The following is a 24,093-nucleotide window of genomic DNA, read 5'->3' on the forward strand; positions in this document are numbered from 1 at the left end:
TGGATGGCTAGAAACAATCGGGACGTGTCGTGGGTGGATTTCCTCACCCGGAACATAAACGGCACCCGTCTCTTCGGCATTTCTCTCGATGGCGACAGAGAAGCAGAGCAGTTATGGCGGAATCGCCTGGTAGCTAAGATGCGCTGGCTGCTCCTGCTCGTCACCTCACTGTATGGTCTTTTCGCTGCCTGCACGTTTTCCCTCAGCCGGTACGGTTTCTTCCTTTCCTGGCAGCAGGTTCTCATCCTCCTTCTCTCCATTCTGGTGGTAGCGTGCTACAACAGCGTGTACCACTTCCTCTACGACCGGATTCAGCACCTTCGATACATCGACCATCTGGAAATTCTGCTGGACTTTCTATTTGTCACTGTCTTGACCCATTTCAGCGGCGGGGCAGCCAGCTGGTTCTGGCCGGTCTACCTGATCGTTACCATTGAGGCGGCATTCCTGCTGGAACGGTATCGCGGCGTCTGGTTCGCCGGTGCCATGGGGGGGATGCTCTACGGCCTCCTCCTTATCCTCGAGAACCGGTCTCTGGTCAGCTATGTGCCGATGCCGTTCGTCAATACGCAGCTGCACGAGGACTGGCTCTATGTCGTGCTGATCATCTGTTGGGTCGGGCTGCTCAATGCGGCAGCGGCCATTATCGCCTCCTTCCTCATGTCGGTCATCCGGGCCGAGACTGCTTTGGCGCGGGAGAGCGAGCAAAAGCTCCTCAATTTCCTGGACACGGCCAATGACCTTATCCACTGCGTCAGCCTGGACGGCCAACTCCTGTTTGCCAACCGTTCCATGCTGCAGACGCTTCAGTACAGCAAGGAAGAGCTTGTCGGGAAAGACTGCAGGGTATTCATGGCCGATGACTCGCGCAACCTGTGTGAACAAGGGGTGGCCCGGGTGAGTTCAGGCGAGACCCTGACCACCCTTGAGGCGGTCTTCAGGGCAAAGGATGGCCAGGATATCAGTGTGGAGGGGAGCCTCACCAGCAGTTTTCGCGACGGGATGCCCACGGCCATCTGGGGGATCTGGCGCGACGTTACCGAGCGGAAGCTGGCCCAGGCAAGGCTGTACAATCTTGCCCACCACGACAATCTGACCGGTCTTCCCAACCGGATACTGTTCCTGGATCGGCTGAAGCAGGCCATGTCCCTTGCTCACCGGCACCACAAGCTGGCAGCCCTCTTATTCATCGATCTGGATCGCTTCAAGGTGATCAATGACACGTTGGGGCACCCGACCGGCGACAAGCTTCTTGTTCAGGTGGCAAAGCGGTTGTCCGGGGCGTTGCGGGAGATCGATTCCGTGGCCCGCTTTGGCGGTGACGAGTACACGATCATTCTCTGCAACCTGGAGCGCCGTGAAGATGCGGAGTTGGTGGCCCACAAAATCCTGAACATCATCGCCAGACCCTATAACATCGACGATCATGAACTGTTCGTGACGGCGAGTCTCGGCATAAGTGTCTATCCCCTGGATACGGAGGATATGGACAGTCTGATCAAGAAGGCCGATGTCGCCATGTATCATGCCAAGGGGCTGGGAGGTGGCGTGCTGCAATACTACGACAGCTTCATGGATGAGAATTCCCACCGGCGCCTGGTGCTGGAAAACAGTCTCCGCAAGGCACTGGATAAGAACGAGTTCAGGCTGTATTATCAACCCAAAGTGAATATCGTCAGCGGCCAGATTACCGCTTTGGAAGCGCTTCTGAGGTGGGAACACCCCGAGTTGGGCATTCTGCCGCCGGGCGAATTCATCCCGTTGGCGGAAGAAACCGGGCTTATCATCCCGATCGGTGAGTGGGTCATGGAAGAGGCGTGCCGCCAGCATCTGGCCTGGGCAGGACAAGGACTGCCACGGTTACGGGTGGCAGTGAACCTTTCCGGCTATCAGCTCCAGCAGAGGAACTTTCTCGACGTGGTTAAGAACGTGCTGCATCGGACTGGTCTTGATCCCGTATACCTGGAGTTCGAGATTACCGAGACGGTCATCATGCAACATCCTGATTCCATCATCCAGATGTTGACCTGCTTACGCGACATGGGTGTGCACATTTCGGTGGATGATTTCGGCACCGGCTACTCGTCCCTCGCCCAATTGAAGCGCTTTTCCGTGAACACCCTGAAGATCGACAAGTCGTTCGTACGGGATATAGATCAGAACAAGACCGATGCGGCGATTGCCACTGCCATTATCGCCATGGGGAACAGTCTCGACCTCAAGGTGATTGCCGAAGGGGTGGAGACGGAGGGTCAGTATGCTTTTCTGAAAGACGCAATGTGCGACGAAATTCAGGGATACCTGGTCAGCAGGCCGATCCCTCCGGACAAGGTGGTGGAGTTCATGCGCCGGAAAAGCTGGGAATCACGGGTGGATAACGGGGAGACGAGCAAGTAGGCCGCTCTCGCGCAGGGAGATAAAATCCCGGATGATCCGGTCGTGATCGAAGCAGAGAAGTGACGGCAGCCGCTGTAGAGAATAGAGTGCGGCCCTGGTCGCGTCGTCGCCGGCCATCGGAACAGCGTCCGCAGTCGCCGCAAAAACCGTTGAGATGTTGTGCTGACGCGGGTCCCGCCCCGGATCCGAGTAACAGCCGATCAGCCTGAGATCACGTACCGCCAGAGACGTCTCCTCCAGAGCTTCCCGCACCGCTGCCGCTTCAAGTGATTCGCCATAATCCACGAATCCGCCGGGAAGTGCCCAGCCAAACGGTGCGTTCTTCCGTTCGATCAGAACGATCTCCCCTTTGACCTCGATGATGATATCCACGGTTGGAAACGGGTTGCGGTACGACTTGACCGCTGTTCCGCAGCGGGGGCAGGCTAGCAGCTCAAAAGGCATGGCACTGTCCTTTGGAAAATAAAAAAAGGGAGGATGGGTATCCTCCCTTTGGTAACTGCTCTTTCGTTGGCCGATTACTTCTTCTTGCCACCGCCGCCGGATGCCTTCTTGGAGGCCTTGAGGGGGTTGATCTTGGTTTCTTCGGTCTTGATCTCCACCTTCACATGGGTAGCGAAATTGCAGATGCCGCTGGTCCATTTCTTTTCCGGAGCGGGATATGAACTGCAGACGCGACCGATGGTCCCGTCGATGACCCGCTCGCACCCTTCGCAATTTTCTACTACAACCTGGCAGGAACCTTCGGAGAATACACACCCCTGCTTGCCCCAGAACGTACACTCGGTACCAGGAAGAACTGTTTGACACTGCATGGAAAAGCCTCCTATTTGATGATTGCCGTTTTTCGCGTAAAATCAACTCTAGCAACTTCGCCCAAAAAAAGTCAACAGGAAATTCCCGCGGTTATGGGTCGATTTTCTTGACTGGGCGGGACCCATATATTACTGTTCAATATTCCGTTGGCACCCATTTCAGCACTTCAGGAGGGAGCATGGCGCGCATTGCGTTCGGTACATCCGGGTGGCGTGGTATTCTGTGCGAGGACTTTGTCTTCGAAAACGTGAAGGTAGTGGTGCAGGCAATCGCCGATCACGTCAAGGCCGGACCGGACAGGGACAAGGGGATGGTGGTCGGTTACGACTCCCGCTTCATGGGAGAGCGTTTTGCCAAGGAGGCTGCCCGGGTGCTGGCCGGTGCCGGCGTCAAGACCTTTCTCTGCAACCGTGACACCCCCACGCCGGTCATCTCGTTCGAGATCCTGCGCCGCCGGGCCGCCGGTGCCATCAACTTCACCGCCAGCCACAACCCGCCGGAATACAACGGGGTCAAGTTTTCTCCTGCCTGGGGCGGCCCGGCCCTTCCCGAGACGACGAGGGATATCGAACAGCGGGCCAACGAAATGCTGGGGGAAGTCTGCTACCGGGAATTGGCGCTGGACGAGGCGCTGCGGCATGGCCTTCTTGAGGAGATCGACCCGCGTGAGCGCTATCTCGCCGACCTGGCCGGTAAGGTCGATTTTTCGGCCATCGCCCGTCTCGGCACCCTGGCGGTAAATCCCCTCTACGGTACGGCACGCGGCTATCTGGATGAACCGCTCAGGGCCGCCGGTGTCGCCATCAAAGTCATGAATGATCAACGCGACCCCTATTTCGGCGGGTTCCCGCCCGAGCCGGCAGAAAAGTACATCCAGGATTTCATCAAACTGGTGAAGGGGGATCCGGCGATCCGCCTCGGCATTGCCACCGATGGCGACGCGGACCGCTTCGGCATCGTGGATAGCGACGGCACGTACATCGAGCCCAATTATATCATCGCCCTGCTTCTCGACTACCTGGTGCGGGTACGCAAGATGAGCGGCGGGGTCGCCCGGAGCGTGGCCACCTCCCATTTCGTCGATGCCGTGGCACGGCATCACGGGGTCGAGGTCTTCGAGACGCCGGTCGGCTTCAAATACATCGGCGAACTGATCAGCCAGGACAAGATCATCATCGGTGGCGAAGAGAGTGCCGGTCTCACCATCAAGGGGCATGTGCCGGAAAAGGACGGCATTCTCGCCTGTTTCCTGGTGGCGGAGATGGTGGCCCGGGAAGGAAAAACGGTCAGCCAGCTCCTGGAGGAGCTCTATGGCCGGGTCGGCCGTTTCGTGACCAAACGGGAGAACATCACCCTGTCGCCGGCGCTGGAAGAGGCCTTTCCCGCCAGGCTGAAGGCGATTCCAAACGAGATCGCCGGTAGCCGGGTGACGAATGTCGTGACCATTGACGGCACCAAGCTGCTGCTTGCCGACGGCAGTTGGCTCTTGTTTCGTAAATCCGGGACCGAGCCGGTGGTCCGCCTTTACGGTGAGGCATCGACAGATGCAAGACTTAACGAGGTCATGGTCGCAGGTCGGAAGTTTATTCTGGAGTAAAAATTTCTTGAGTTGTTGGGTGGGTGGGTAGTATGTTGAATCTACTACCTGGTTGCTCAACAATACTTAATCTGGAGGAAGTCATGTGGGATTACACGGATAAGGTCAAGGAGCACTTTCTCAACCCGCGCAACGTGGGAGATATTGAGGATGCGGACGCCGTGGGCGAAGTGGGAAGCCTGGCCTGCGGGGATGCCTTGAAACTGTTCCTGAAGCTGGACGAGAACAAGGAGCGGATCGTTGACGCCAAATTCCAGACCTTCGGCTGCGGTAGCGCCATTGCCTCATCGTCGGCCCTGACCGAGATGATCAAGGGGAAGACCCTGGACGAGGCGCTGCAGATCACCAACCAGGAGATCGCCGACTTCCTGGGCGGACTGCCCGAAGAGAAGATGCACTGTTCGGTCATGGGGCAGGAAGCCCTGGAGGTCGCCATTGCCAAGTACCGCGGCGGGCCGGTTCCCACCCAAGATCATGGTCATGACGAGGAGCAGGAAGGGGAGATCGTCTGCAAATGCTTCGGCCTTACCGATGGCTTCCTCAAGAAGGTGATCGCCCAGAACCGGCTGCACACCGCGGAACAGGTCACCCACTTCACCAAGGCCGGTGGTGCCTGTGGCGGCTGTCTTCCGAAGATCAGGGAACTCATTGCCGAAGTCCTGGGTGAACAGCAGCAGTCGCCGCCCAGGAAACCGGAAAAACTGACCAATCTGCGGAAGATGCAGCTCATCCAGGAGGTGCTGGAAAACGAGGTTCGGCCACAGCTCTGGACCGACGGCGGCGACCTGGAACTGATCGACATCGCCGGGGCCAACGTCCAGATCGCCTTCCGCAAGGCCTGTGCCGGTTGCTCTTCCTCCGGCTATACCTCCAAGTTCGTGGAGCAGAAGCTCCGTGAACTGGTCAGCGACGACATCACCGTCGAGGAGGTCCAGGGATGAAAGAGATCTATCTGGATAACAACGCCACCACCAGGGTTGACGAGGCGGTCTTCGAGGAGATGCGCCCCTATTTCACCGAACTGTACGGCAACCCGAGCTCCATGCACTACTTCGGAGGACAGGTGCAGCGGAAGGTGGACGAGGCGCGGGGGCGGGTGGCAGCGCTCCTGGGTGCCGATCCGTCGGAGATCATCTTCACCGCCTGCGGCACCGAGAGCGACAACACCGCCATCCGCTCGGCCCTGGAGGTCTTCCCTGCCCGGCGGCACATCATCACCACCCGGGTGGAGCACCCGGCAGTCCTTACCCAGGCGAGGAACCTGGTCAAGCACGGCTACCGGGTTACCGAGCTGAATGTGGACAGCGCCGGCCGCCTGGACCTGGACGAGCTGAAGAGCGCCATCGACGAGGATACGGCCATTGTCTCCGTCATGTACGCCAACAACGAAACCGGGGTCATCTTTCCCATCGAGGAGATCGGCGCGATCGTCAAGGAAAAGGGGGCGATCTTCCATACCGATGCGGTCCAGGCCGTCGGCAAGATCCCGCTGAACCTGGCCAGCTCCACCATCGACATGCTCTCCCTCTCGGGCCACAAGCTCCACGCCCCCAAGGGGATCGGCATCCTCTATCTGCGGCGGGGGGTGCCGTACCGGCCGCTCCTGGTGGGCGGTCACCAGGAAAAGAACCGCCGGGCCGGCACCGAGAACACCGCCTCCATCATCGCCCTGGGGAAGGCGTGCGAACTGGCGGGCCAGTGGCTGGAAGACGAGAACAGCCGGGTTAAGGGGCTGCGCGACCGGCTGGAGAGCGAACTGCTCCGGCTGATCCCGGCGGCGCGGATCAATGGCGGCGGTGCCGAGCGGCTCCCCAACACCCTCTCCATCGCCTTCGAATACGTGGAAGGGGAAGCGATCCTCCTGCTCCTGTCGGAAAAAGGGGTCTGCGCCTCCTCCGGGAGCGCCTGCACCTCCGGCTCGCTGGAGCCGTCGCACGTGCTCCGGGCCATGGGGGTCCCGTTCACCTGCGCCCACGGTTCGATCCGGTTCTCGCTGTCGCGTTTCACCACGAACGACGAGATCGATACCGTGATCAGGGAGCTTCCCCCCATTGTCCAGCGCCTGCGGGAGATATCCCCCTTTGGCCGGGAGCTGCTGAAACGGCTCTGAGCTACCTGCTCAGAGCCTTCAGCAGGCAGTATGGGAACGGCACTCACCGACCGCCTGCAGGAAACCAGGCGGATCACCGATGCCCTGCTCGATTGGGTGCGGGGCCGGGGGAAAATCGTCATCGTCGTGCATGACAACCCCGACCCCGATTGCCTTGCCTCGGCACTTGCGCTGCGCCATCTCTTCGTGATGAAGCTGAACAGGGAGTCGGTGGTTACGTTCTCCGGCATCATCGGCCGCAGCGAGAACATCGCCATGGCCCACGAACTGCAGATCCCCCTCACGCCCCTCGGCATGGTGGATCTTACCGATTATCAGGTCGTCTGCATGCTCGACACCCAGCCGGGGACCGGCAACAATGCGGTTCCCGCCGAGGCGAGGGTGGATCTGGTGATCGACCACCACCCCCTGCGTGACCGGACGCGCCAAAGTCGTTGGGTGGACGTGCGGGAAGAGTATGGGGTCACCGCCACCATCCTCTACGAATACCTGACTGCCCAGCAGGTGCCGATTTCCACCAAGCTCGCCACGGCGCTGTTTTATGCCATCAAGTCCGAAACCCAGGACCTGGGGCGCGAGGCGAACGACTATGACCGGGACGCCTACCACCGTCTCTTCCCCCTGACCAACAAGCGGCTTCTCTACCAGATCACCCACCCCCGCCAGCCGATCGACTACTACCGCACCATCCAGCGGGCCCTCAACAATGTGGCCATCTACGGTCCCTTGCTGGTGGTCAACCTGGAACGGGTCATCTTTCCGGAAATGGTCGCCGAGATGGCCGACTTCCTCATCCGCCTGGAGCAGATTGAGACCGTGCTCAGCATCGGTCACTATAGCGATGGGGTCGTCTTTTCCATGAGGACCGCAAGCCACGAACTGAACGCCGGCGAGATCAGCCGACGGCTTGTCCAGGGGCTCGGGGCAGCCGGTGGCCACGGCATGATGGCTGGCGGGAAGATTGAATCGGTCCCGCCGGACGGCGAGGCCATTGCTGGCATCGTCAAGATTCTCACCGAACGGTTCCTGGCCGAATTCGAAGCCCAGGACACTCCTCCCCGCGGCCTGGCCGATCGTTGACACTTGCCCAACGGTCGGGCTATAGTGCCGAAACAATTCATTTCAAAGGACAGATATCATGCGCACTGATGGCCGCACCCCGGAGAGCCTGAGGCCCGTCCGGATTACCCGCAATTACCTCAAGCATGCCGAAGGCTCGGTCCTGGTCGAGTTTGGCGACACCAAGGTCATCTGCACCGCGTCGGTGGAGGAGAGCGTACCGCCGTTTCTGCGCGGCAAGGGGCGCGGCTGGGTCACCGCCGAATACTCCATGCTCCCCCGTGCCACCCACACCCGTTCGGCGCGCGAATCGTCGCGCGGCAAGGTGGGAGGGCGGACCCATGAAATCCAGCGTCTCATCGGCCGGTCGCTGCGCGCCGTGGCCGACCTGACACTGCTCGGCGAGCGGAGCATCCTCATCGACTGCGATGTCATCCAGGCCGACGGCGGCACCCGTACCGCCTCCATCACCGGTGCCTACGTGGCATTGGCCGATGCCGTGCATAAACTTCTCGCCAAGGGGGCGCTGGCCGCCAACCCGCTGCATGCCGCCGTGGCGGCCGTGAGTGTCGGCATCGTGGAGGGACGGGTGTTGCTGGACCTGAACTATCCCGAGGATTCGACCGCCGATGTGGACATGAATTTCGTCATGACCTCCACCGGCCGGTTCGTGGAGGTGCAGGGGACGGCCGAGGCCACCCCGTTCAGTGTGGAGGAGATGGACGCCATGCGCTCTCTGGCAATGGCGGGGATCGAGCAGCTCCTGACCCTGCAGCAGGAGGCGCTGGGCCGATGAAAGAGCTGCTGGTGGCGACCGGAAACCGGGGCAAGCTCAAGGAACTGGAAGAACTCCTGTCCGGCGTGGTGGAGCGGGTCCGTTCCCTTGCCGACTTCCCGGAGATCGGGGCTGCAGTGGAGGATGGCGCCACATTCGAGGCAAACGCCATCAAAAAGGCGAGGCATGCGGCACAGGCCAGCGGCCTGCCGGCAATTGCCGACGACTCCGGCCTGGTGGTGGATGTCCTGGACGGCAGGCCGGGGGTCTTTTCGGCCCGTTTTGCCGGCGAGGGGGCCGGTGACGGCGCCAACAACGCCCGACTCCTGACGGAACTGGCAGCGGTGCAGAAGGAGCAGCGGGGCGCCGCATTTTGCTGCGCCATCGCCTTTTGCCTGCCCGGGGGGGAGTGCCGGACGTTCAGCGGCGAGGTGCGCGGCACGATTCTCTCCACCCCGGCGGGCGAGGGCGGGTTCGGATACGATCCGCTGTTTCTCGTTCCGGAATACGGCAAAACCATGGCCGAACTCCCCTTGACGGTGAAGAACCGGATCAGTCACCGCGGCAGGGCGTTTGCGCTGCTCAAGGAGTATCTGGCGACGTACCGGGGGTGAGCCGGTGGCAGCATAGTGCATTCTGGGCTTGCGTATCAGGCCGCGGGTGTGCTATAAATTTTTTTTCGTCGGGGCGTAGCGCAGCCTGGTAGCGCACCTGCCTTGGGAGCAGGGGGTCGGACGTTCGAATCGTCTCGCCCCGACCATTTTTTACCTAAGCGCCCGTAGCTCAGCTGGATAGAGCAACGGCCTTCTAAGCCGTAGGCCACAGGTTCGAATCCTGTCGGGCGTGCCAGAAATAATGAAGAGGTCGGGCGATGTGCCCGGCCTCTTTTGTTTGGTGCGCCGGCAGGGCGCTCAAGTGTCTCCGACCCGGCCCAGTTCATCCACCGAGTTGAACATGCGGCCGCCGCTCCGTTCGATGAAGCGCAGCAGTTGCAGGTTGACCGGAAGCCCTTCGAAATCTCCGCACAGACGCACGTCCGTGCGTAACCCGAAGCAGCGTTTACCAAGGGCCGCGGCGAAGCCTAGTTCTGCAACCGTGCCGCTGTCCGGTTCCATGCCGTCCAGAACGGCCAGGAACATGCCTGCCGCGACGATCAACTGCTCGTTGTATTCGCCGATTTCCCGGGCAAGCTTCAGGAAGGCTCCGCGCCTGCCGATGCTGTCGTTGATCGAGGCGGCCTCTCGATGTTTCCGGGCTAGCTCCTCCGTTCGCTCGTTGTCCCACGGATCGTACACAATCAGTCCGGCCAGGGCGAGCCGTTGCTTGATCCGTTCACGATAGCCGATGAATTCCGTTGAAAAGCCCAGGGGAGAAGCAAGATAGATCGTGCGGAGCATGGTGTCCCTCGTGATGGCATTTATCGCAGCTGATTGATAATATCATTGTTGCTGTTTAATGTTGAGGGGTTGTAATCGATTTATTGATTAATGGAAGTGGGACTATCTGTTTCAGTTGACTGAACGCCGAACGTGAAAATGAATGTGCGGGTAGCTAGATATAAAGAGGTTTCGTTCGAGATGGAGCGATAATTTGACATTGACATCGGCTCCATTATCGGCTATAAAACCAGCTTGTTCGCTTGTGGTGGCTATGGTGAAGCGGTTAACACTTACGACTGTGACTCGTACATACGTGGGTTCGAATCCCACTAGCCACCCCATAAAGAAATGCTGCCCCGCTCTGCGGGGCTTGTTGTCACATAACGTTTTGGCGGTGTAGCTCAGCTGGTTAGAGCATACGGCTCATATCCGTAGTGTCCGGGGTTCAAGTCCCTGCACCGCCACCATTAAATAGTCCGGAGATGTCCGGACGCATCCAAAAGGCTCTGAGAAATCAGGGTCTTATCTTTTTGTGTTGTCCGGTAAGGTTCACCTTGATATACTAAAATCCGATGTTTTTGACGGTGTCTTTGAGGGTATACCGTCATCCGGCCAAGTCGAATACCGTCAAAAAGGGGTATCGCTAATGCCTAAGCGGATTATCGGGTTATCGGATATTCAGGTCAGGAACGCAAAGCCTACCGCCAAAGATTTCAAGATGGCTGACGGTGGCGGTTTGTATCTACTCGTAACTTCTACTGGCGGCAAGCTGTGGAGAATGGATTACCGCCATAACGACAAACGTAAGACCTTATCCTTTGGTGCTTACCCTTCAATCACCCTCGCAGATGCACGACAGCGCCGCGAAGATGCCCGTAAGCTTCTCGCCAATGGTGTAGACCCCTCCGAAATCAAGAAGGCCCAGAAAGCGTCCGACGTATCCAAAAACGAAAATTCTTTTGAAGTCGTTGCCCGTACATGGCATTCGGGCAAGATCGAAGAGTGGTCAGATAGCCACGCCAAGACCACATTGGAAAGGTTGCAGAAAAATATATTCCCTTGGCTGGGGGCGAAGCCGGTCAGCGAGATCAAACTTTCCGATATTAAGCCAGTACTTCACCGGATAGAAGAACGTGCCCCGGAATCGGCGCGGCGGATGCTCGTGGCCCTGAAAATGATTTTCCGTTACTGCGTTGCCTCAGAGTATATCGAGAGGAGCCCGCTTGAGGGTCTGAAGCCAAATGACATCATGAAGAGGGAGCCGATTGAAAAACATTTCCCGGCCATAACCAAGCCGAAAGAGCTTGCCCCCTTCTTGAGGGCGATTGACGACTTTAAGGGAACATTCACGGTCAAGTGTGCCCTCCAGCTTGCCCCCCTGATTTTTCAGAGACCCGGAGATTTGCGGTTCATGGAATGGGTCGATATCGATTTTGACAATGCCGAATGGAACATCCCCGTTGAGAAAATGAAGCTCCCCAAAAAGCAGAAGATCAAGCGCAAGGGAGAAGTTCACTGCGTCCCCCTGAGTAACCAGGCAATAGACGTGCTGAAAGCCATACAGCCACTGACCGGCAGGAGCTCCTATGTTTTTACGGGTGCCCGTTCTTATCATCGGCCAATGAGCGAGGCCGCAATTACGGCGGCGATTCACCGGATGGGATATCAGGGGGAAATGACATGGCATGGATTCAGGGCAACTGCAAGAACGATCCTCGATGAAGTCCTGGAGTTTCCACCCGACATCATTGAGCACCAGCTTGCACATGCTGTTAAAGACCCGAACGGCCGCGCCTACAACCGGACAACGAAACTCCCCCAGCGTCGGAAGATGATGCAGACTTGGGCGGATTACCTGGACGGGCTGAAGAGTGGGGCGAAGGTGATACCAATTAACCTCAAGGCGACAAACGATGTTGATTGAGCATACCGTCAGCCACGAAGCTGGACATGTTGCCCATCGCCAAGAATGGGTAGGCATGCTATCCGCAAAGCATAGCTTCCGAGGTTGAGTTATAAGCTCGGAGGTAGCCGTAACCTCTGTAGCCACTGGAGCTACTGAATGCGGCTACACAATATGTGTATCGAAAGCAGCATGTTACGCAGGTTGTAACCACTGTAGCCAGCGTAACCATCCTACGGGTTGATCGGCCACTTTTCGAAGTGTAGAGTATAGAATCTCTTTACCTTTCCACCATAGGCCGGCACCCTCTGGATCTTTTGCATGTGCGACCCATGCCCCCTTTTCAGGATATTTGCTCTGAGTAAGCCATGACAGGTTATATCACGGTCAAGCCCGTTGCAGAGTTCATTATGGAAGGCAGCAGGAGTAATGAAAAAGGTTACTTCCCCTTTAGATCCTACATTTCGGAACCCGATGCATCCAGGCGCGGGGTTGACTTTATCTCTGAGGTCCTGGAGACGGTGCTGGTTTGTTTGAAGAAAGCCTACAACATGTGCGGTAACGTCGTCTGACTTGTCGCCATCCTCTTTGCCTTCACGCCACCTCTTGAAGCAGCTGGCCGCCGCCCGGAAAGCCTCGCCCTGTGGCCAACCTGTGATACCCATTTCGGTCGCTGTTTCGCCCGCTGCGGCGACTAAAGCAAACCTTTTACCCACCCTGTGTACAAACCCCTGCGCATCCTGCGGTACATTCTTGCTTAGAAACTCAGTCATCAGCTGTCTAGCCCTGTTCAGATGACCATCAAGATTGGCCGTCAGCTCTACGAGATACGCCACGATAGCAGTTCCGTAGTACTCCGCCGACCGTCTTTGCAAATCGCTTCCGAAATCAGCTGGAGCAGGAAAACCATGAATGTTCTGGAACATGCCCATCCCTGCCCCAGCATCTGCGGAGATATCTGCAATCCTGACTTCTTGTCCGGCCTTTACGGCCTGACCGGCCACAGACATATGCTCTGCGAGTGTCACCTCGGCTGAGCAGAGAAAAAGGTTTTTCCAACTAAAACTCTCCTTAGCCGTTCCTTGGCTGTTCGCACGCATCTTGCCGGAGCCATTTCCCAGCATATACGCGATTGCACCGGCAACCTTTGGCTCAATTTGGCCGAACTCGTTGAGCACCATCAGGATGTTATTGTGCTCAGTTGCTACCCCCTCCAACCCGCACGTAGTAGACAGAAGGGTTTTCATGTAAGATGGGGGCCCCATCACGCTTGCGGCAACATACTGTGTCGTGGTCTTTCCCGTGGAGCTTTTCCCGTGGCAATTAAATCCGCCATTTTCTACCCTTAAAGGCTCTTGCATGACTGCGGCAAATGCCATCGAGACGGCAAGTAGCAAGAGATCATTACCTATACAGAAATACGCTACGTGCTGCTGCCACTGCGACAGCGTCCCTTTCTGCTGCATTTTGGGAAGAAATTTGCCATTGGGGCAGAATATCAATAGTTCTGATTGGTCGCCCAAAACCAGATCTCTCAGGACAAATGCATTCTTGTGCCATCCCCCTTTCGTAAGGATACGTGCACGCCGGTGTGGCTCAACGGTCTGAATCGCTTGTACAAGCAAGCCAAGTCTGTCGTCTAATGCAAGACAGGAATCTGTTGTCGCTCATCTTCCCAGCAATCCCGGCAAACCATATTCCCGATCCGATCGAACTTGTTTCTTTTATTCGCGGTGGTGCGTCGACGGGTTCAATAGGCAGGGTAGCCGAATTTCTCCAAGTGCCCAAAACGCAACTTTACAGGTTGCTGCGCATCCCTCCTGCATCAAGGCGCGCTACCTTGGGCGTCAATGAAACCGACCAGCTTGTTCAAATTGCCAGGGTGTACGCGGGGTGCTTGGATTTTTTTGGCGACCCGGCAAAAGCCGCGAGATGGATGATGTCACCGAATCTTACGCTAGGGGACCTTACCCCGTTTGACCTCCTGGACACGAACGAAGGGATAAGGGTAGTAGAAGATTCTTTGAAACGCCTTGACTATGGTGTCTTTTGCTGACCGTAACCTATTGACAATGCTGAAAACTGGTAACGCAATATGCCATTACGCATAACGTGGCATTTGACCTTTTCCGCTAGGCCGGTCCAAGGTGTACCTAAGGTTCCCTGGAGGCACTTGGTGAGAGCTCGGCTTCTTGACGGTTCGGTCTGCAAAATCGGGTACATTACAAGCCGCGTGCGTTGGAACATTACAAGCTGCGTGCGTTTCAAAAATATGGGTCAAATTTTGGGTACCCTCACACATCTTTTAAAGCAAGCTGCATGCTCCAATTTTGGCACCGTTTTTTAAGCCTATCTCTTTAATTTTAGGCACCATTTTTTAGGAAGAACGAGACGCGCAGATCCACTACTTTTTACGACAGCCACTACTACCGTATCGAGCATGTTCTAGTGCCAATACACCACCGACCAACGCCCCATCCGCAAGCCACCACTCTACAGACCATCACTGATCACTAGCGCAGTCCACTACTCCTGACGAAAGCCAGCACTCCCAAACAAGCGCATCACCGATGCCAATACTCCACCGCCATACTCCACCGCCAAACCAAGCTTACAAAAAAATGAGGGGGGATTACAAGCTGCGCGCGTTTTATGTTTCCAAGCTGCGAGCGTTTCAAAAATATGGGTCAAATTTCGGGGGTCCTCACAAAGGCATTTAATGGTAAGCCGCGAGCGCCAATTTTGGCAGCGTTTTTTTAGCCTATTTCTTCAATATTAGGCACCATTTTCAGGAAGGATTAGGCGCGCAGATCCACTACTTTTTACGACAGCAACCGCTACCATATCGAGCATGTTCTAGTGCCAATACACCACCGACCAACGTCTCCATCCGCAAGCCACCACTCTACAGATTACCGCATACCTCACTAGCGCAGTCCGCTACTCTAAACGAAAGCCAGCACTCCCAAACAAGTGCATATCGACTGTCAATTGGTGTCCCATTTACGTGAGGGCAAAACGGAGCCTGACAGCAGCGATGCATATGCTATGATTACCGTGGCCTAGAAATATAAATGGCTGCCTGGAAGGGATTGTTTTGTTTTTCGGATCAGAGGAGGGGGCACATGGGCGAACAGCTGTATTTCGAGCGGTTTATCTGGTTTGACGGCCAGGTGAGGAAAGGGAAATATCCTAATGCCACCTCCCTTGCCGAACGATTCGAGGTTGACAAGAAGACCGCCCAGCGTTCCATAGAGCATTTCCGTGACCGGATCTGCGCACCGTTGGAATACGACCAGACCCGAAAGGGGTATCACTACTACGAAGACTTCTCGTTCCCGGTAGCCCGACTGTCGGAAAACGAACTCCTCGCTCTTCTCATCTCCCGGAAACTGCTCAGCGACGCCTCTCCCAGGCAGCTTGGCGATGACCTGAACCATGTCGTCACCAAGCTGGGGTCAATGATCGCCGCCGGCATGCCGGGAGCCATCTCCCCCGACCAGGCCTTTTCGTTCCGCTGGAACGGCTTCAGCCCATCAGACTCACTGCACTTCAGCATCGTCAGTAGGGTCCAAAGGCATATTGATCATTTAGGAAAAGAGGTCCATAAACTTTCTTTGGTTCACGAGAAAAGTGGAATATGGCGTTTTAAGGCTGATGAGATAGACCAAGATTTATCGAGATTGCCGAATATCTGTTGTAACCAAGTAAACGTTAACGACGATATCAAAATTTAGTTTTGAGCTCTACCTTGCCCCATCTCCCTGAAATTCAGTTTAGGCTTTCGTACCGTACCGGCCGTGACGACATGGTTAAGGACTTTTTTGTCCCGTGCCTGGAATCGTCAGTGCTCTATCGTCGTGCGGCTGGATATTTCTCCAGCGCCGGGCTGGCTTTGGCTGCACGAGGCGTGGCAAGTCTGGCATCACGACGGGGCAAGATGCAGCTGGTTGTCTCTCCCCACCTGGAACCTTCCGATGTAGAGGCGTTGCAAACAGCGGCCAGTAATCCTGCCGATGCGTTGCGAGCTATCGCAGCTCGAAGCTTGGCCGATATCGAAGATGCCCTGATCAAGGACAGGCTTAATGCTCTTGCCTGGTTGGCTGCGGCTGGGCTGCTGGAAATCAAGCTGGCTCTCCGTCTTGATGCAAAAGGCGGCTTCTCGCGAGGTATCTTTCACGAAAAGACAGGAGTGTTCACCGATAGTAAGGGTAATCATGTGACTTTTTCCGGTTCATCCAATGAAACCGCTGGTGGGCTGGTGGAAAATTTTGAAAGTATCAAGGTGTTCTGCTCATGGAAAGATCCTGAGGGGCGGGTTCAGGAAGAGATCGATAACTTCGAAGCCCTCTGGAACAACTCCACGCCAGGTCTGCGCATCGTAGAGTTCAGCGAGGCAGGCAAGGAACTGCTTGAACGTTATCGTGATGCGGAAAGGCCGCCTGCCGGCCTCTCGATTGACAGAGTTAAAGAACCTGGCCCGCCGCTAGAATTTAAGCCGCCGAGTTGGTTCGATCTTCGCCCCTATCAGGCAGATGCTATCCGTGCTTGGAGCAAGGCCGGGGGCAAGGGGATATTTGCGATGGCCACCGGCTCAGGGAAGACTCTGACCGCACTCACCCTGGCCAGCAAGGTTGCGGAGAAGAATCGTCCGCTCGTCCTTATCGTGGTATGTCCCTTTATCAACCTCTGCCGACAGTGGCTGAGGGAGATGGCGACCTTTGGACTTCAGCCGGTTGCCTGCTTCGAGGGGAAAGACCGGTGGCAGACGGAGCTGGAGGATGGTTATCAACGGCTATCGGTCGGTCTGACTCAGGTTCATGCCATTGTCACCACCAACGCCACGTTTCAAAGCGAGAGTTTCCAGGCGCGTATTCGCCCACGGGTGGCGACGTCCGCCGTCCATCATCTCCTGATTGCCGATGAGGTCCATAACCTGGGGGCAGAACGAATTCGGGAGGCGCTGCCGGATGGGATTGCCATGCGTCTTGGGCTCTCTGCTACACCGGAGCGTCACTACGACCCGGTGGGTACAAAGGCCGTGTTGGACTATTTCGGCAAAATTATTTATGAGTATCCTTTATCATTAGCTATTGCCGATGGTCGCCTTTGCCGGTATCGTTACTACCCGATTCCTGTTGAGCTGACCGAGGCTGAAACCGACGCCTATGAAGAGATAACCGCCAAGCTGGCCAAGTTTTTTTCCAGAGGGGATGGCGATGATGAAATGCAGCAGGTCGCCATGCGACTGCTCATCAAGCGGGCGCGGCTTCTTGCCGGAGCGGAGAATAAACTTGCTGCCCTGGATCGGGTCATTGCCTCGCTGCCGGAGCCGCCGAAAAAGGCTCTGTTTTACTGTGGCGACGGGCGCACGACTGATGCCATAACCGACGAAGAAGTCCGTCAGATTCAGGCTGTCTCGCGGCTTTTGGGTGAAAGGCATGGTCTGAGGGTGCGGAATTTCACTTTTCGGGAGAGTACGGAAGAGCGGGAAGAGATCCTGCGGGACCTGACGAGCGGCTTTCTGGATGGGGTTGTTGCCATACGCTGTCTTGATGAGGGGATTGACCTGCCGGATTTGCGCATGGGATTTCTCCTTGCCAGTTCCACCAATCCACGGCAGTTCGTTCAGCGGCGCGGCCGGCTGCTGCGTAATTCGGAAGGGAAGAATCGGTCGATCATCTACGACTTTTTTGTGCAGCCGCCCGATCTTGGCGGCAAGCTTGATGATGATGGATTCAATATGGAGAGGAAGTTTTTCCAGAAAGAGTTGAGTAGGATTGTTGAGTTTTGCCGGATGGCTGAAAATGGCCCTGAAGCGCTTCATTCACTTCATGACTTACGGTTGAAATACAATTTACTTTCGGAGTAATGCATGATTCCTACAGCAGACTCACCGGAGACTATCAAGAAGCTCACCCGTGCCCAGGAAATCTTTAAATCTGCGACTCCAGAATACCAGGCACTCATCAGAGAAATTTTGAAGGAAGAGCGCGATGTGATGCACTTGAAGCGGCGCAGTGACATTCATCAGCGACTCTATGAGCATGTAAGGCGGGTGATCAAATGATATTAGAGCGTCTCGTTCTTGAGAATTTTCGGCAGTTCAAAGGGCGTCAGGAGCTTGTCTTTTCTGACCTCCGGGAACGCAATGTCACGGTTATCCATGCTGAAAACGGGTTTGGGAAAACCACCCTGCTTAAAGCTTTACTCTGGGGCTTCTACGGACGTGATGGTTTGATGGGGAATGACGGCAATCCTGACGACTTTGAACGGCCGGATCGAATTATTCATGAAGGCTTAGCGCTTCGTGCCAAAGACCCGCTGGCGCTTACGGCTACCGTGCAGATAACCTTCAAGCACGATAATGATCGCTATATCCTGACACGCCAGCTTTCATTGGCACAGCAAAATCTGAACCCGAGACAGACCACGCTATCGCTTGAGGTGATGCAAAACGGACAAACATTCTCCAGGGATCGACCACAACAGCGCATTCAAGCTCTCATCCCCGATGGCATCAGCAGATTCCTCTTCTTCAATGGTGAACGCATCAACTACTTGGCCATGGAACGCAACAGTTCCCAGGTAACAGATGCCATCCACCAGATGCTTGGGCTTGAATTACTGAAGATTACCATCGCCGACCTCCGTCACCAGAACGTCCGCGGCAAACTTCGCACCGAGCAAAAAGAGACAACAAGTGAAGAGAAGAGGGAGTTGATTGAGCAACTTTCAAGTCTGGAAGAGCAGGTAAAAGAGTTTGTTGCCCAGCAAGATCAGACGCTTGCTAATTTGAAGGCGATTAACGCAGAATTTGCATCGGTCGATGGGAAGCTGGCTGCCAATCGTGTTGCTCACGAACTCCAGACCAAACGTATTAACCTTATGCGCGAGAGAGAGGAGTTAGCTGGGAAACGTGAGGAGGTGACGAAACGCCTGTCCAAACTCATTTCGGATGACGGCTACACCCTTCTTACCTCCAAGTTGATAAATCGAGGCCGTGAAATCATCGCGCAGCTGCGCAGCGAGGGGAAAATTCCTGCCCGTGTGCTCAACACCTTCTTGCAGGAGCTGTTGGAGCATAGCAAATGTATCTGCACCCGGAGTCTTGAAGAAGGTTCTCCTGAGCGTGCCGCAGTTGAGAATCTCCTGACCATAGCAGGCGATCAGGATTTCAATAACGCTGTTGGTGCCCTTGATCATGCAATCGGAGTTATTGAAGGGGTTGGCGGTCAGACACAGGAACAGCTGAACCAGTTGAAGATGGAGAGACTTGAACTTTCCCGCGACATCCGCGAGCGGGATGAAGAGATCGAGGAGATTCATCAGGCTCTCGGGGGGAAAAAGGACGAAGAGGTTCAACATCTGGAAGAGAAGCGGAAGTCACTACAACTGGATCGCGATGCACAAAACGCAGCGCTTGGAAGAATCAGCGGCCAGATCGAAGATACAACAGCTGTAATAGAAGCCATGGAAGCACAAATTCGTCATATTGAGGATAAAGAAGAGGCTGCTGCCCGTGCTCAGCGTCGGGTAGATGCGGTCGAGGACAGCATCAATATTCTTTCGCAAATCTTGAAAGCTGAAACCGAAGACCTTCGACCACTTCTCAACGCCGAAATCGACAGTCACTTCCGCAAGATAATGACCAAAGACTATTGGGCGGAGCTGTCTGAAAACTTCACCCTGCGAATTCGCAAGAGAGTTGCGGGAGGCGACGGAGGTGCAGACCCTGTCGAGATCGATGCAGCTTTAAGTACGGGTGAACGAACTGTTACCTCACTTGTCTTCATAGCCAGTCTCGTTTCCCTCGCGAGGCGACGGTCGGAAATCCCAACCATACTCAGGGATCTGGCCGGGTCGGCCTTCCCAATAGCAATCGATTCCCCGTTTGGCTCCTTAAGCATCTTTCGTGTGGGGGTCGCGAAGTACATTCCCGAACTTGCTCCGCAGGTTGTTCTCTTTGTCAGTCCGAAACAATACGAGGGTGACGTTGAGGCGGTGCTTTCTTCATCCGGGCGCATTGGTAAGCGATACTATCTCACTTACTATGGTCCGACAATGCCGGAGAAGGCAGCACCGGAACTGATTGTTGAGGGACAAAGGATTCAGCAGTATTTCCCGCTGGAGACTGATGAGTATACGGAGATCGTGCCGCTATGAACACCAATGACACAATCGCCGAAGTAGCGCAAAAGGTGTTGCGAGAGATGGGCAGGGCTGCATCTATTGATGAGCTCTACGCTGAAATCGTTCGGAGAAAGCTTTACGAATTCAATACACCAACACCAGAGCATGTATTGCGGACTACTATCCGCAGGCATACTGGAAACGTCGAACGTGTGGATTCTTCTGATGAAGTATTGTTCGAGTTGGTGAGTGAAGACGTTTATGGTTTGAGTTCCGGGACAAGAACAACCACAAGAAAAAGGGCGGGCTCCGGTATGAAACGAATTCAACGGGCAAACGATAAAGAGGAAATCATCAAAAACCTGATGTCCGATCAGGTGGGAGTTTTCAAGGAAATCTGGAAGTTGCTCCTTTTTGCCGCCCAGGTCGGGATGAGGAATGATAAGCGATTGCCGCTAAAAGCTCTTGATGCAGGCAAAGGAATCGATCAAAGCACCTTCGGCAACTGTCCAGCCTGGCCGGGAGTACTCTATCTTATGACACTGGCGGAGACACAAAAGTCAGATTGCCTTTCGGGTTCTGAAAAAGCAGAGGATGATAGGGTTTCTGTATTTCAGGAGTATGCGAATGGTGGGCTAGAGGTTTTACGGGACTTCTTCGCAGGTCGTCCACTTGATCTGGATGGGCTGCTTGCGTTTATTGAGACACAGCGGGAAGAGAGTGCTGGAAGGCTAGATCTGGAACTTACAATTTAATTAAAACCATTTTTATATAGGGGGTATAGCGTGTCTATCCATGACTCTGAAGAAGTAGTTATTGATGAAGGTCCAAATCTTAATCAAAGAATTACCGGCTACATAGGTTCATTCAACACTAATGATAGCTACAATGTAAATTATTTACTATCGAGCTTAAATATAAAAGAATTTAAATTACTTGATATTGCTTCAGAAGTATTTAAATTTGATCAAGTTGATTTTGAAGAAATGGTTCAGCGCGACGTTGATCCAGTCAGAGTTCAAGAGGAAATCATAGATCAATATCTAAAAGCTGGTAAAAATAGAGCGTTATTCTTTCCACCGCTGATCGTATCAGTTATAGCATTTGATAATTTGGATAAGCCGGTTCATCAATTTAATGAAATTCACGAAGAGAATAACGGAAAGACTTTTATAAAAAGGTGGGATAATTTTTTCGCAATAGAGGCTAGGATTGCAGATAAAGGTAGCAATGCATATATTAAGGGTAAGGCTGGCTCTTTAATTCCAATTCATCCATATGCCTCAAAAATCCTTTATGACGACAAGCAAGTAAAGTTGGTTGTAATTGATGGGCAGCATCGGTTTTATGCTCTACGCGAATTATCTGGTCGTCAACCTGATTTGATAAAAGATATTGATCTCCCTATTTGCATAGTATTTTCACCTGATGCTATTGCTAGGAATGGTGGACAAGATGTAATGAATAATTTAAGAAACATGTTTGTTACTATCAATAACAAAGCTAAAGATGTGAGCGGTCATTTCCTGGATTTGTTAAATGACCATAGCATTGCCTCATTATGTGTTAGAGAATTAGCTAATGCATGGAAAGAGTCAGATCCAGATAGCCTTAGAAGCAATCTTCAGTTTATGGAATGGAATCAAAGGAATAAAAGTAAGTCTAATCAAGTAAACAATCAGCACTCAATAACTACTGTATCAATAATAGCTGATGCTCTTAGAAATTATGTTTTTAATAATAAGAAAGATTCAAAAACATTTAATCTGTTGGCTTTAGGGACTAGGAAGGACGAATTAGAAAAGCATCCAAATTCGACATCTATCTACTATATAACTGAATCCGAATTTGACGTAGAGCAGGCATATATTTTACGTGAACTAGCAAAAGAATATGTAGTCCCTTGCCTCGACTGGTTATTGCTAAAACCAACCGTATATAGGCACATACAGGATAAATACTTGAAGGCCATTGATGTATTAGAGGCTAATGTTGAAAAAGGAAAAGATGGTTGGTTAACGTTTAAAAAACTAATAAAAGACTTTAAAGAGAGTAACAAACTATCACCAGAGGCAGCTATACTTGCTGAAAGAGATTTCAATAAGGAAATTATTTTAGATAAAGGTATTGATACCTATCGCAAAAACGTTTTTCAACAAGGTTATATTAGAGTGTGGGCTCAAGTTTCAGATTACTTAATTACTGAATACGAAATATCACCTTTTATTACTGCAAAAGCAATGGTTGCGGCATATGAAAAATTAGTTTTTGACTATCGTAGAAACATATTTGATAAAGATCAAGCTTACGCTAACTTGATACTTTATGATAAAACAGGTAAGCCAAATGTTACTTCTCGTGGTAAACAAGCTTGGTCAGAGATCCTCATGAGTTTTTATATTGAAAATAAAACCTCTAACGAATTTATCAAAGCGCTAAAAAGTGAGTTAGGAGAAGCATTTGACCCAGACAAAAGCAAGAATGTCGTCGATAAGTTGACCGCATGGAGTCAAAAAGCTCTTGCTAGCTACTCTTCTGAATTTTTAGAAAAAATAGAAAAAGATTATAACAATAATTGGCGAATCAAAGAGTTTCCTAAGGCGTTTAAAGATAAACTAGAGGGACTTATTTCCAAGGAAGATCCTGATAGTTTCGATGAGTTTCAAAAACTTATTAAAGAAAAGGCAGATTATGCATACAAGCAGTCAATAGAACCATTGTATAGCCTTCTTGGAGTCGATAAGAAATCTATTCCTTCGACTATTTTTGATTCACAAGACACTGATCAAATATAAGTTGTCATGATTAAGAATATTAGTAAATGGCTCCCAGATTCAGAACCTGCTTTATGTGCCTGGATTGTAAACGAATGTGAAATCGATGACTTCTTAGTTGTAAAAGAGTTATTTGAATCAAATCCTATTTATTTAATGAATAACGAAAACCCACACTACATATTTGGATATATTTACTTATATTTGCATCATGGTTGTAACCTGAGTGAAATTAAAGATGAACTAATTAGTAAATCACAGGAATATATCATATGCTCTATTATTATATCAATTATTGATTCATTGAAGAATTATGACATAGATAAAGCAACGTCATATGTAGATACTATATCTGAGTTAAATAAAGGCACTAACTGTTATGATAAATTAATATATTGTATTGAAATATTCATATCTATTAACTCCAAACTATTAAACGATATTGTCACTGGTAGTATTTATGGTCATATAACCCAAAAAGCATGGTGGCTTGATAGACCTCAATTAACAACAACACTAAGGGATATATCTGCTGAGACAAATAAATTACCGTATAGCATTAAAAACACTGTCTCAAATAGGATTAATGAAATAAATATGCTAACTGACATTGCAGCTAGTAAAAACGTCTGTGATATCACTAAGGTGCTGTCAGCTTGCTGTTATTCAATCGTACCCTATTATATCAAAAAAAACCATCTAATAACTGCATTCCTTCTTATTCATAGATCACTGGACTTCTATTTTGCATCAGATGCAATAAATAAAGGCCTTATAGGAGTGCAGCGTGATTTCTTGTCATACATCAATAAAAGCGCAGCTATTGATGACGTTATGCCAAGAATACACCTCTATAATACCTATTTTGATTATATAGCAAAAACTGACAGGCTAGCACCTAATCTTGAAGATATTATACGGAATATCAACAAAAAAAGAAATCAACTGATACATACACATGGTGTTGATTCTGTAAGCAAAGACGAAATAGATAAAGCATATAATGATGCTGGCTTGATTTTAAAGTGCGACCAAGATTGGAAAGTGCAACTGGCACGATTTAGAACACGGCTTGTAGTTAATGCTAAGGACTTGATTTACGAGTCATTCAATCTTAAGGATGTTATAAGCTTAATTAAATAAATTATAA

Annotated in this window: 20 protein-coding genes and 4 tRNA genes; 20 read left to right on the top strand and 4 right to left on the bottom strand. The window is 52.7% G+C overall.

What is annotated here, in order from left to right; all coding sequences use genetic code 11:
• Positions 1-3: 3 nt before the first annotated feature.
• Positions 4-2,397 (top strand): putative bifunctional diguanylate cyclase/phosphodiesterase, encoded by a 2,394-nt coding sequence (locus JN12_RS06155; protein ID WP_145019761.1) that lies wholly within the window; start codon positions 4-6, stop codon positions 2,395-2,397.
• On the opposite strand, the gene JN12_RS06160 is transcribed toward JN12_RS06155, so the two are convergent.
• Both JN12_RS06160 and JN12_RS06165 read right to left on the bottom strand, forming a co-directional pair.
• On the bottom strand, positions 2,365-2,841 hold the full coding sequence (locus tag JN12_RS06160) for an NUDIX domain-containing protein (protein ID WP_145019764.1): 477 nt from the start codon (positions 2,839-2,841) through the stop codon (positions 2,365-2,367). The two genes, JN12_RS06155 and JN12_RS06160, sit on opposite strands and share 33 nt — an antisense overlap.
• Positions 2,842-2,915: 74 nt before the next feature.
• A complete protein-coding gene (locus tag JN12_RS06165) occupies positions 2,916-3,212 on the bottom strand; it encodes a PxxKW family cysteine-rich protein (RefSeq protein ID WP_145019767.1) in 297 nt (98 codons plus the stop codon).
• A gap of 179 nt (positions 3,213-3,391) precedes the next feature.
• Between JN12_RS06165 and JN12_RS06170 the strand changes: the two genes are divergently transcribed.
• The 8 genes from JN12_RS06170 (at position 3,392) to JN12_RS06205 (ending at position 9,603) form a co-directional block, all read left to right on the top strand.
• The gene (locus tag JN12_RS06170; protein ID WP_145019770.1) at positions 3,392-4,810 is read left to right on the top strand and encodes a phosphoglucomutase/phosphomannomutase family protein; all 1,419 of its coding nucleotides are present in this window, start codon (positions 3,392-3,394) and stop codon (positions 4,808-4,810) included.
• Positions 4,811-4,893: 83 nt separating this feature from the next.
• Positions 4,894-5,751: a Fe-S cluster assembly protein NifU gene (nifU, locus tag JN12_RS06175; protein WP_145019773.1), complete on the top strand. Its 858-nt coding sequence runs from the start codon at positions 4,894-4,896 to the stop codon at positions 5,749-5,751.
• Positions 5,748-6,920 (top strand): cysteine desulfurase NifS, encoded by a 1,173-nt coding sequence (gene nifS, locus JN12_RS06180; protein ID WP_145019777.1) that lies wholly within the window; start codon positions 5,748-5,750, stop codon positions 6,918-6,920. The genes nifU and nifS overlap by 4 nt, the downstream gene beginning before the upstream one ends.
• 30 nt (positions 6,921-6,950) lie before the next feature.
• Positions 6,951-8,000 (top strand): DHH family phosphoesterase, encoded by a 1,050-nt coding sequence (locus JN12_RS06185; protein WP_145019779.1) that lies wholly within the window; start codon positions 6,951-6,953, stop codon positions 7,998-8,000.
• A 58-nt stretch (positions 8,001-8,058) separates the two neighbouring features.
• Positions 8,059-8,775, top strand: a complete 717-nt coding sequence (gene rph / locus JN12_RS06190) for a ribonuclease PH (protein WP_145019782.1) — start codon at positions 8,059-8,061, stop codon at positions 8,773-8,775.
• The gene (locus tag JN12_RS06195; protein ID WP_145019785.1) at positions 8,772-9,368 is read left to right on the top strand and encodes an XTP/dITP diphosphatase; all 597 of its coding nucleotides are present in this window, start codon (positions 8,772-8,774) and stop codon (positions 9,366-9,368) included. Before rph ends, JN12_RS06195 begins: the two co-directional genes overlap by 4 nt.
• Before the next feature lie 69 nt (positions 9,369-9,437).
• A tRNA-Pro gene (locus tag JN12_RS06200) sits at positions 9,438-9,514 on the top strand.
• Between the two features lie 12 nt (positions 9,515-9,526).
• Positions 9,527-9,603: transfer RNA gene (locus tag JN12_RS06205), tRNA-Arg, on the top strand.
• Between the two features lie 62 nt (positions 9,604-9,665).
• Here the strand turns inward: JN12_RS06205 and JN12_RS06210 are convergent.
• The gene (locus JN12_RS06210) at positions 9,666-10,151 is read right to left on the bottom strand and encodes a nucleoside 2-deoxyribosyltransferase (RefSeq protein WP_145019788.1); all 486 of its coding nucleotides are present in this window, start codon (positions 10,149-10,151) and stop codon (positions 9,666-9,668) included.
• 247 nt (positions 10,152-10,398) lie between these two features.
• Between JN12_RS06210 and JN12_RS06215 the strand changes: the two genes are divergently transcribed.
• From JN12_RS06215 to JN12_RS06225, 3 genes are all read left to right on the top strand, one after another.
• Positions 10,399-10,474, top strand: a tRNA-His gene (locus tag JN12_RS06215).
• 49 nt (positions 10,475-10,523) lie between these two features.
• A tRNA-Met gene (locus JN12_RS06220) sits at positions 10,524-10,600 on the top strand.
• Positions 10,601-10,779: 179 nt separating this feature from the next.
• Positions 10,780-12,057, top strand: a complete 1,278-nt coding sequence (locus tag JN12_RS06225; RefSeq protein WP_145019791.1) for a tyrosine-type recombinase/integrase — start codon at positions 10,780-10,782, stop codon at positions 12,055-12,057.
• A 212-nt stretch (positions 12,058-12,269) separates the two neighbouring features.
• Here the strand turns inward: JN12_RS06225 and JN12_RS06230 are convergent, their stop codons facing one another.
• Positions 12,270-13,661: a DUF927 domain-containing protein gene (locus JN12_RS06230; protein WP_145019794.1), complete on the bottom strand. Its 1,392-nt coding sequence runs from the start codon at positions 13,659-13,661 to the stop codon at positions 12,270-12,272.
• A gap of 35 nt (positions 13,662-13,696) precedes the next feature.
• On the opposite strand from JN12_RS06230, the gene JN12_RS06235 reads away from it, so the two are divergent.
• The 8 genes from JN12_RS06235 (at position 13,697) to JN12_RS06270 (ending at position 24,086) form a co-directional block, all read left to right on the top strand.
• Positions 13,697-14,092 (top strand): antitoxin Xre/MbcA/ParS toxin-binding domain-containing protein, encoded by a 396-nt coding sequence (locus tag JN12_RS06235; protein WP_170241862.1) that lies wholly within the window; start codon positions 13,697-13,699, stop codon positions 14,090-14,092.
• Positions 14,093-15,161: 1,069 nt separating this feature from the next.
• Positions 15,162-15,773, top strand: coding sequence for a helix-turn-helix transcriptional regulator (locus JN12_RS06240; protein ID WP_145019800.1), 612 nt, complete (start codon positions 15,162-15,164; stop codon positions 15,771-15,773).
• Positions 15,774-15,844: 71 nt separating this feature from the next.
• Positions 15,845-17,908 carry a DNA phosphorothioation system restriction enzyme gene (locus tag JN12_RS06245; RefSeq protein WP_246125767.1) on the top strand — a complete coding sequence of 688 codons (2,064 nt, stop codon included), beginning with the start codon at positions 15,845-15,847 and terminating at the stop codon, positions 17,906-17,908.
• A gap of 3 nt (positions 17,909-17,911) precedes the next feature.
• Positions 17,912-18,106 carry a hypothetical protein gene (locus tag JN12_RS06250; RefSeq protein ID WP_145019806.1) on the top strand — a complete coding sequence of 65 codons (195 nt, stop codon included), beginning with the start codon at positions 17,912-17,914 and terminating at the stop codon, positions 18,104-18,106.
• A complete protein-coding gene (locus JN12_RS06255; protein ID WP_145019809.1) occupies positions 18,103-20,202 on the top strand; it encodes an AAA family ATPase in 2,100 nt (699 codons plus the stop codon). The genes JN12_RS06250 and JN12_RS06255 overlap by 4 nt, the downstream gene beginning before the upstream one ends.
• Entirely contained in the window at positions 20,199-20,924 is a 726-nt protein-coding gene (locus tag JN12_RS06260; RefSeq protein WP_145019812.1) for a DNA phosphorothioation-associated protein 4, read from the top strand. The genes JN12_RS06255 and JN12_RS06260 overlap by 4 nt, the downstream gene beginning before the upstream one ends.
• A 30-nt stretch (positions 20,925-20,954) precedes the next feature.
• Positions 20,955-22,964 (top strand): ParB N-terminal domain-containing protein, encoded by a 2,010-nt coding sequence (locus JN12_RS06265; protein WP_145019815.1) that lies wholly within the window; start codon positions 20,955-20,957, stop codon positions 22,962-22,964.
• 6 nt (positions 22,965-22,970) lie between these two features.
• Positions 22,971-24,086: a hypothetical protein gene (locus JN12_RS06270; protein WP_145019818.1), complete on the top strand. Its 1,116-nt coding sequence runs from the start codon at positions 22,971-22,973 to the stop codon at positions 24,084-24,086.
• Positions 24,087-24,093 lie beyond the last annotated feature (7 nt).

The organism is Geobacter argillaceus (genome assembly GCF_007830735.1).
In the GTDB taxonomy this organism is placed as follows: domain Bacteria; phylum Desulfobacterota; class Desulfuromonadia; order Geobacterales; family DSM-12255; genus Geomobilibacter; species Geomobilibacter argillaceus.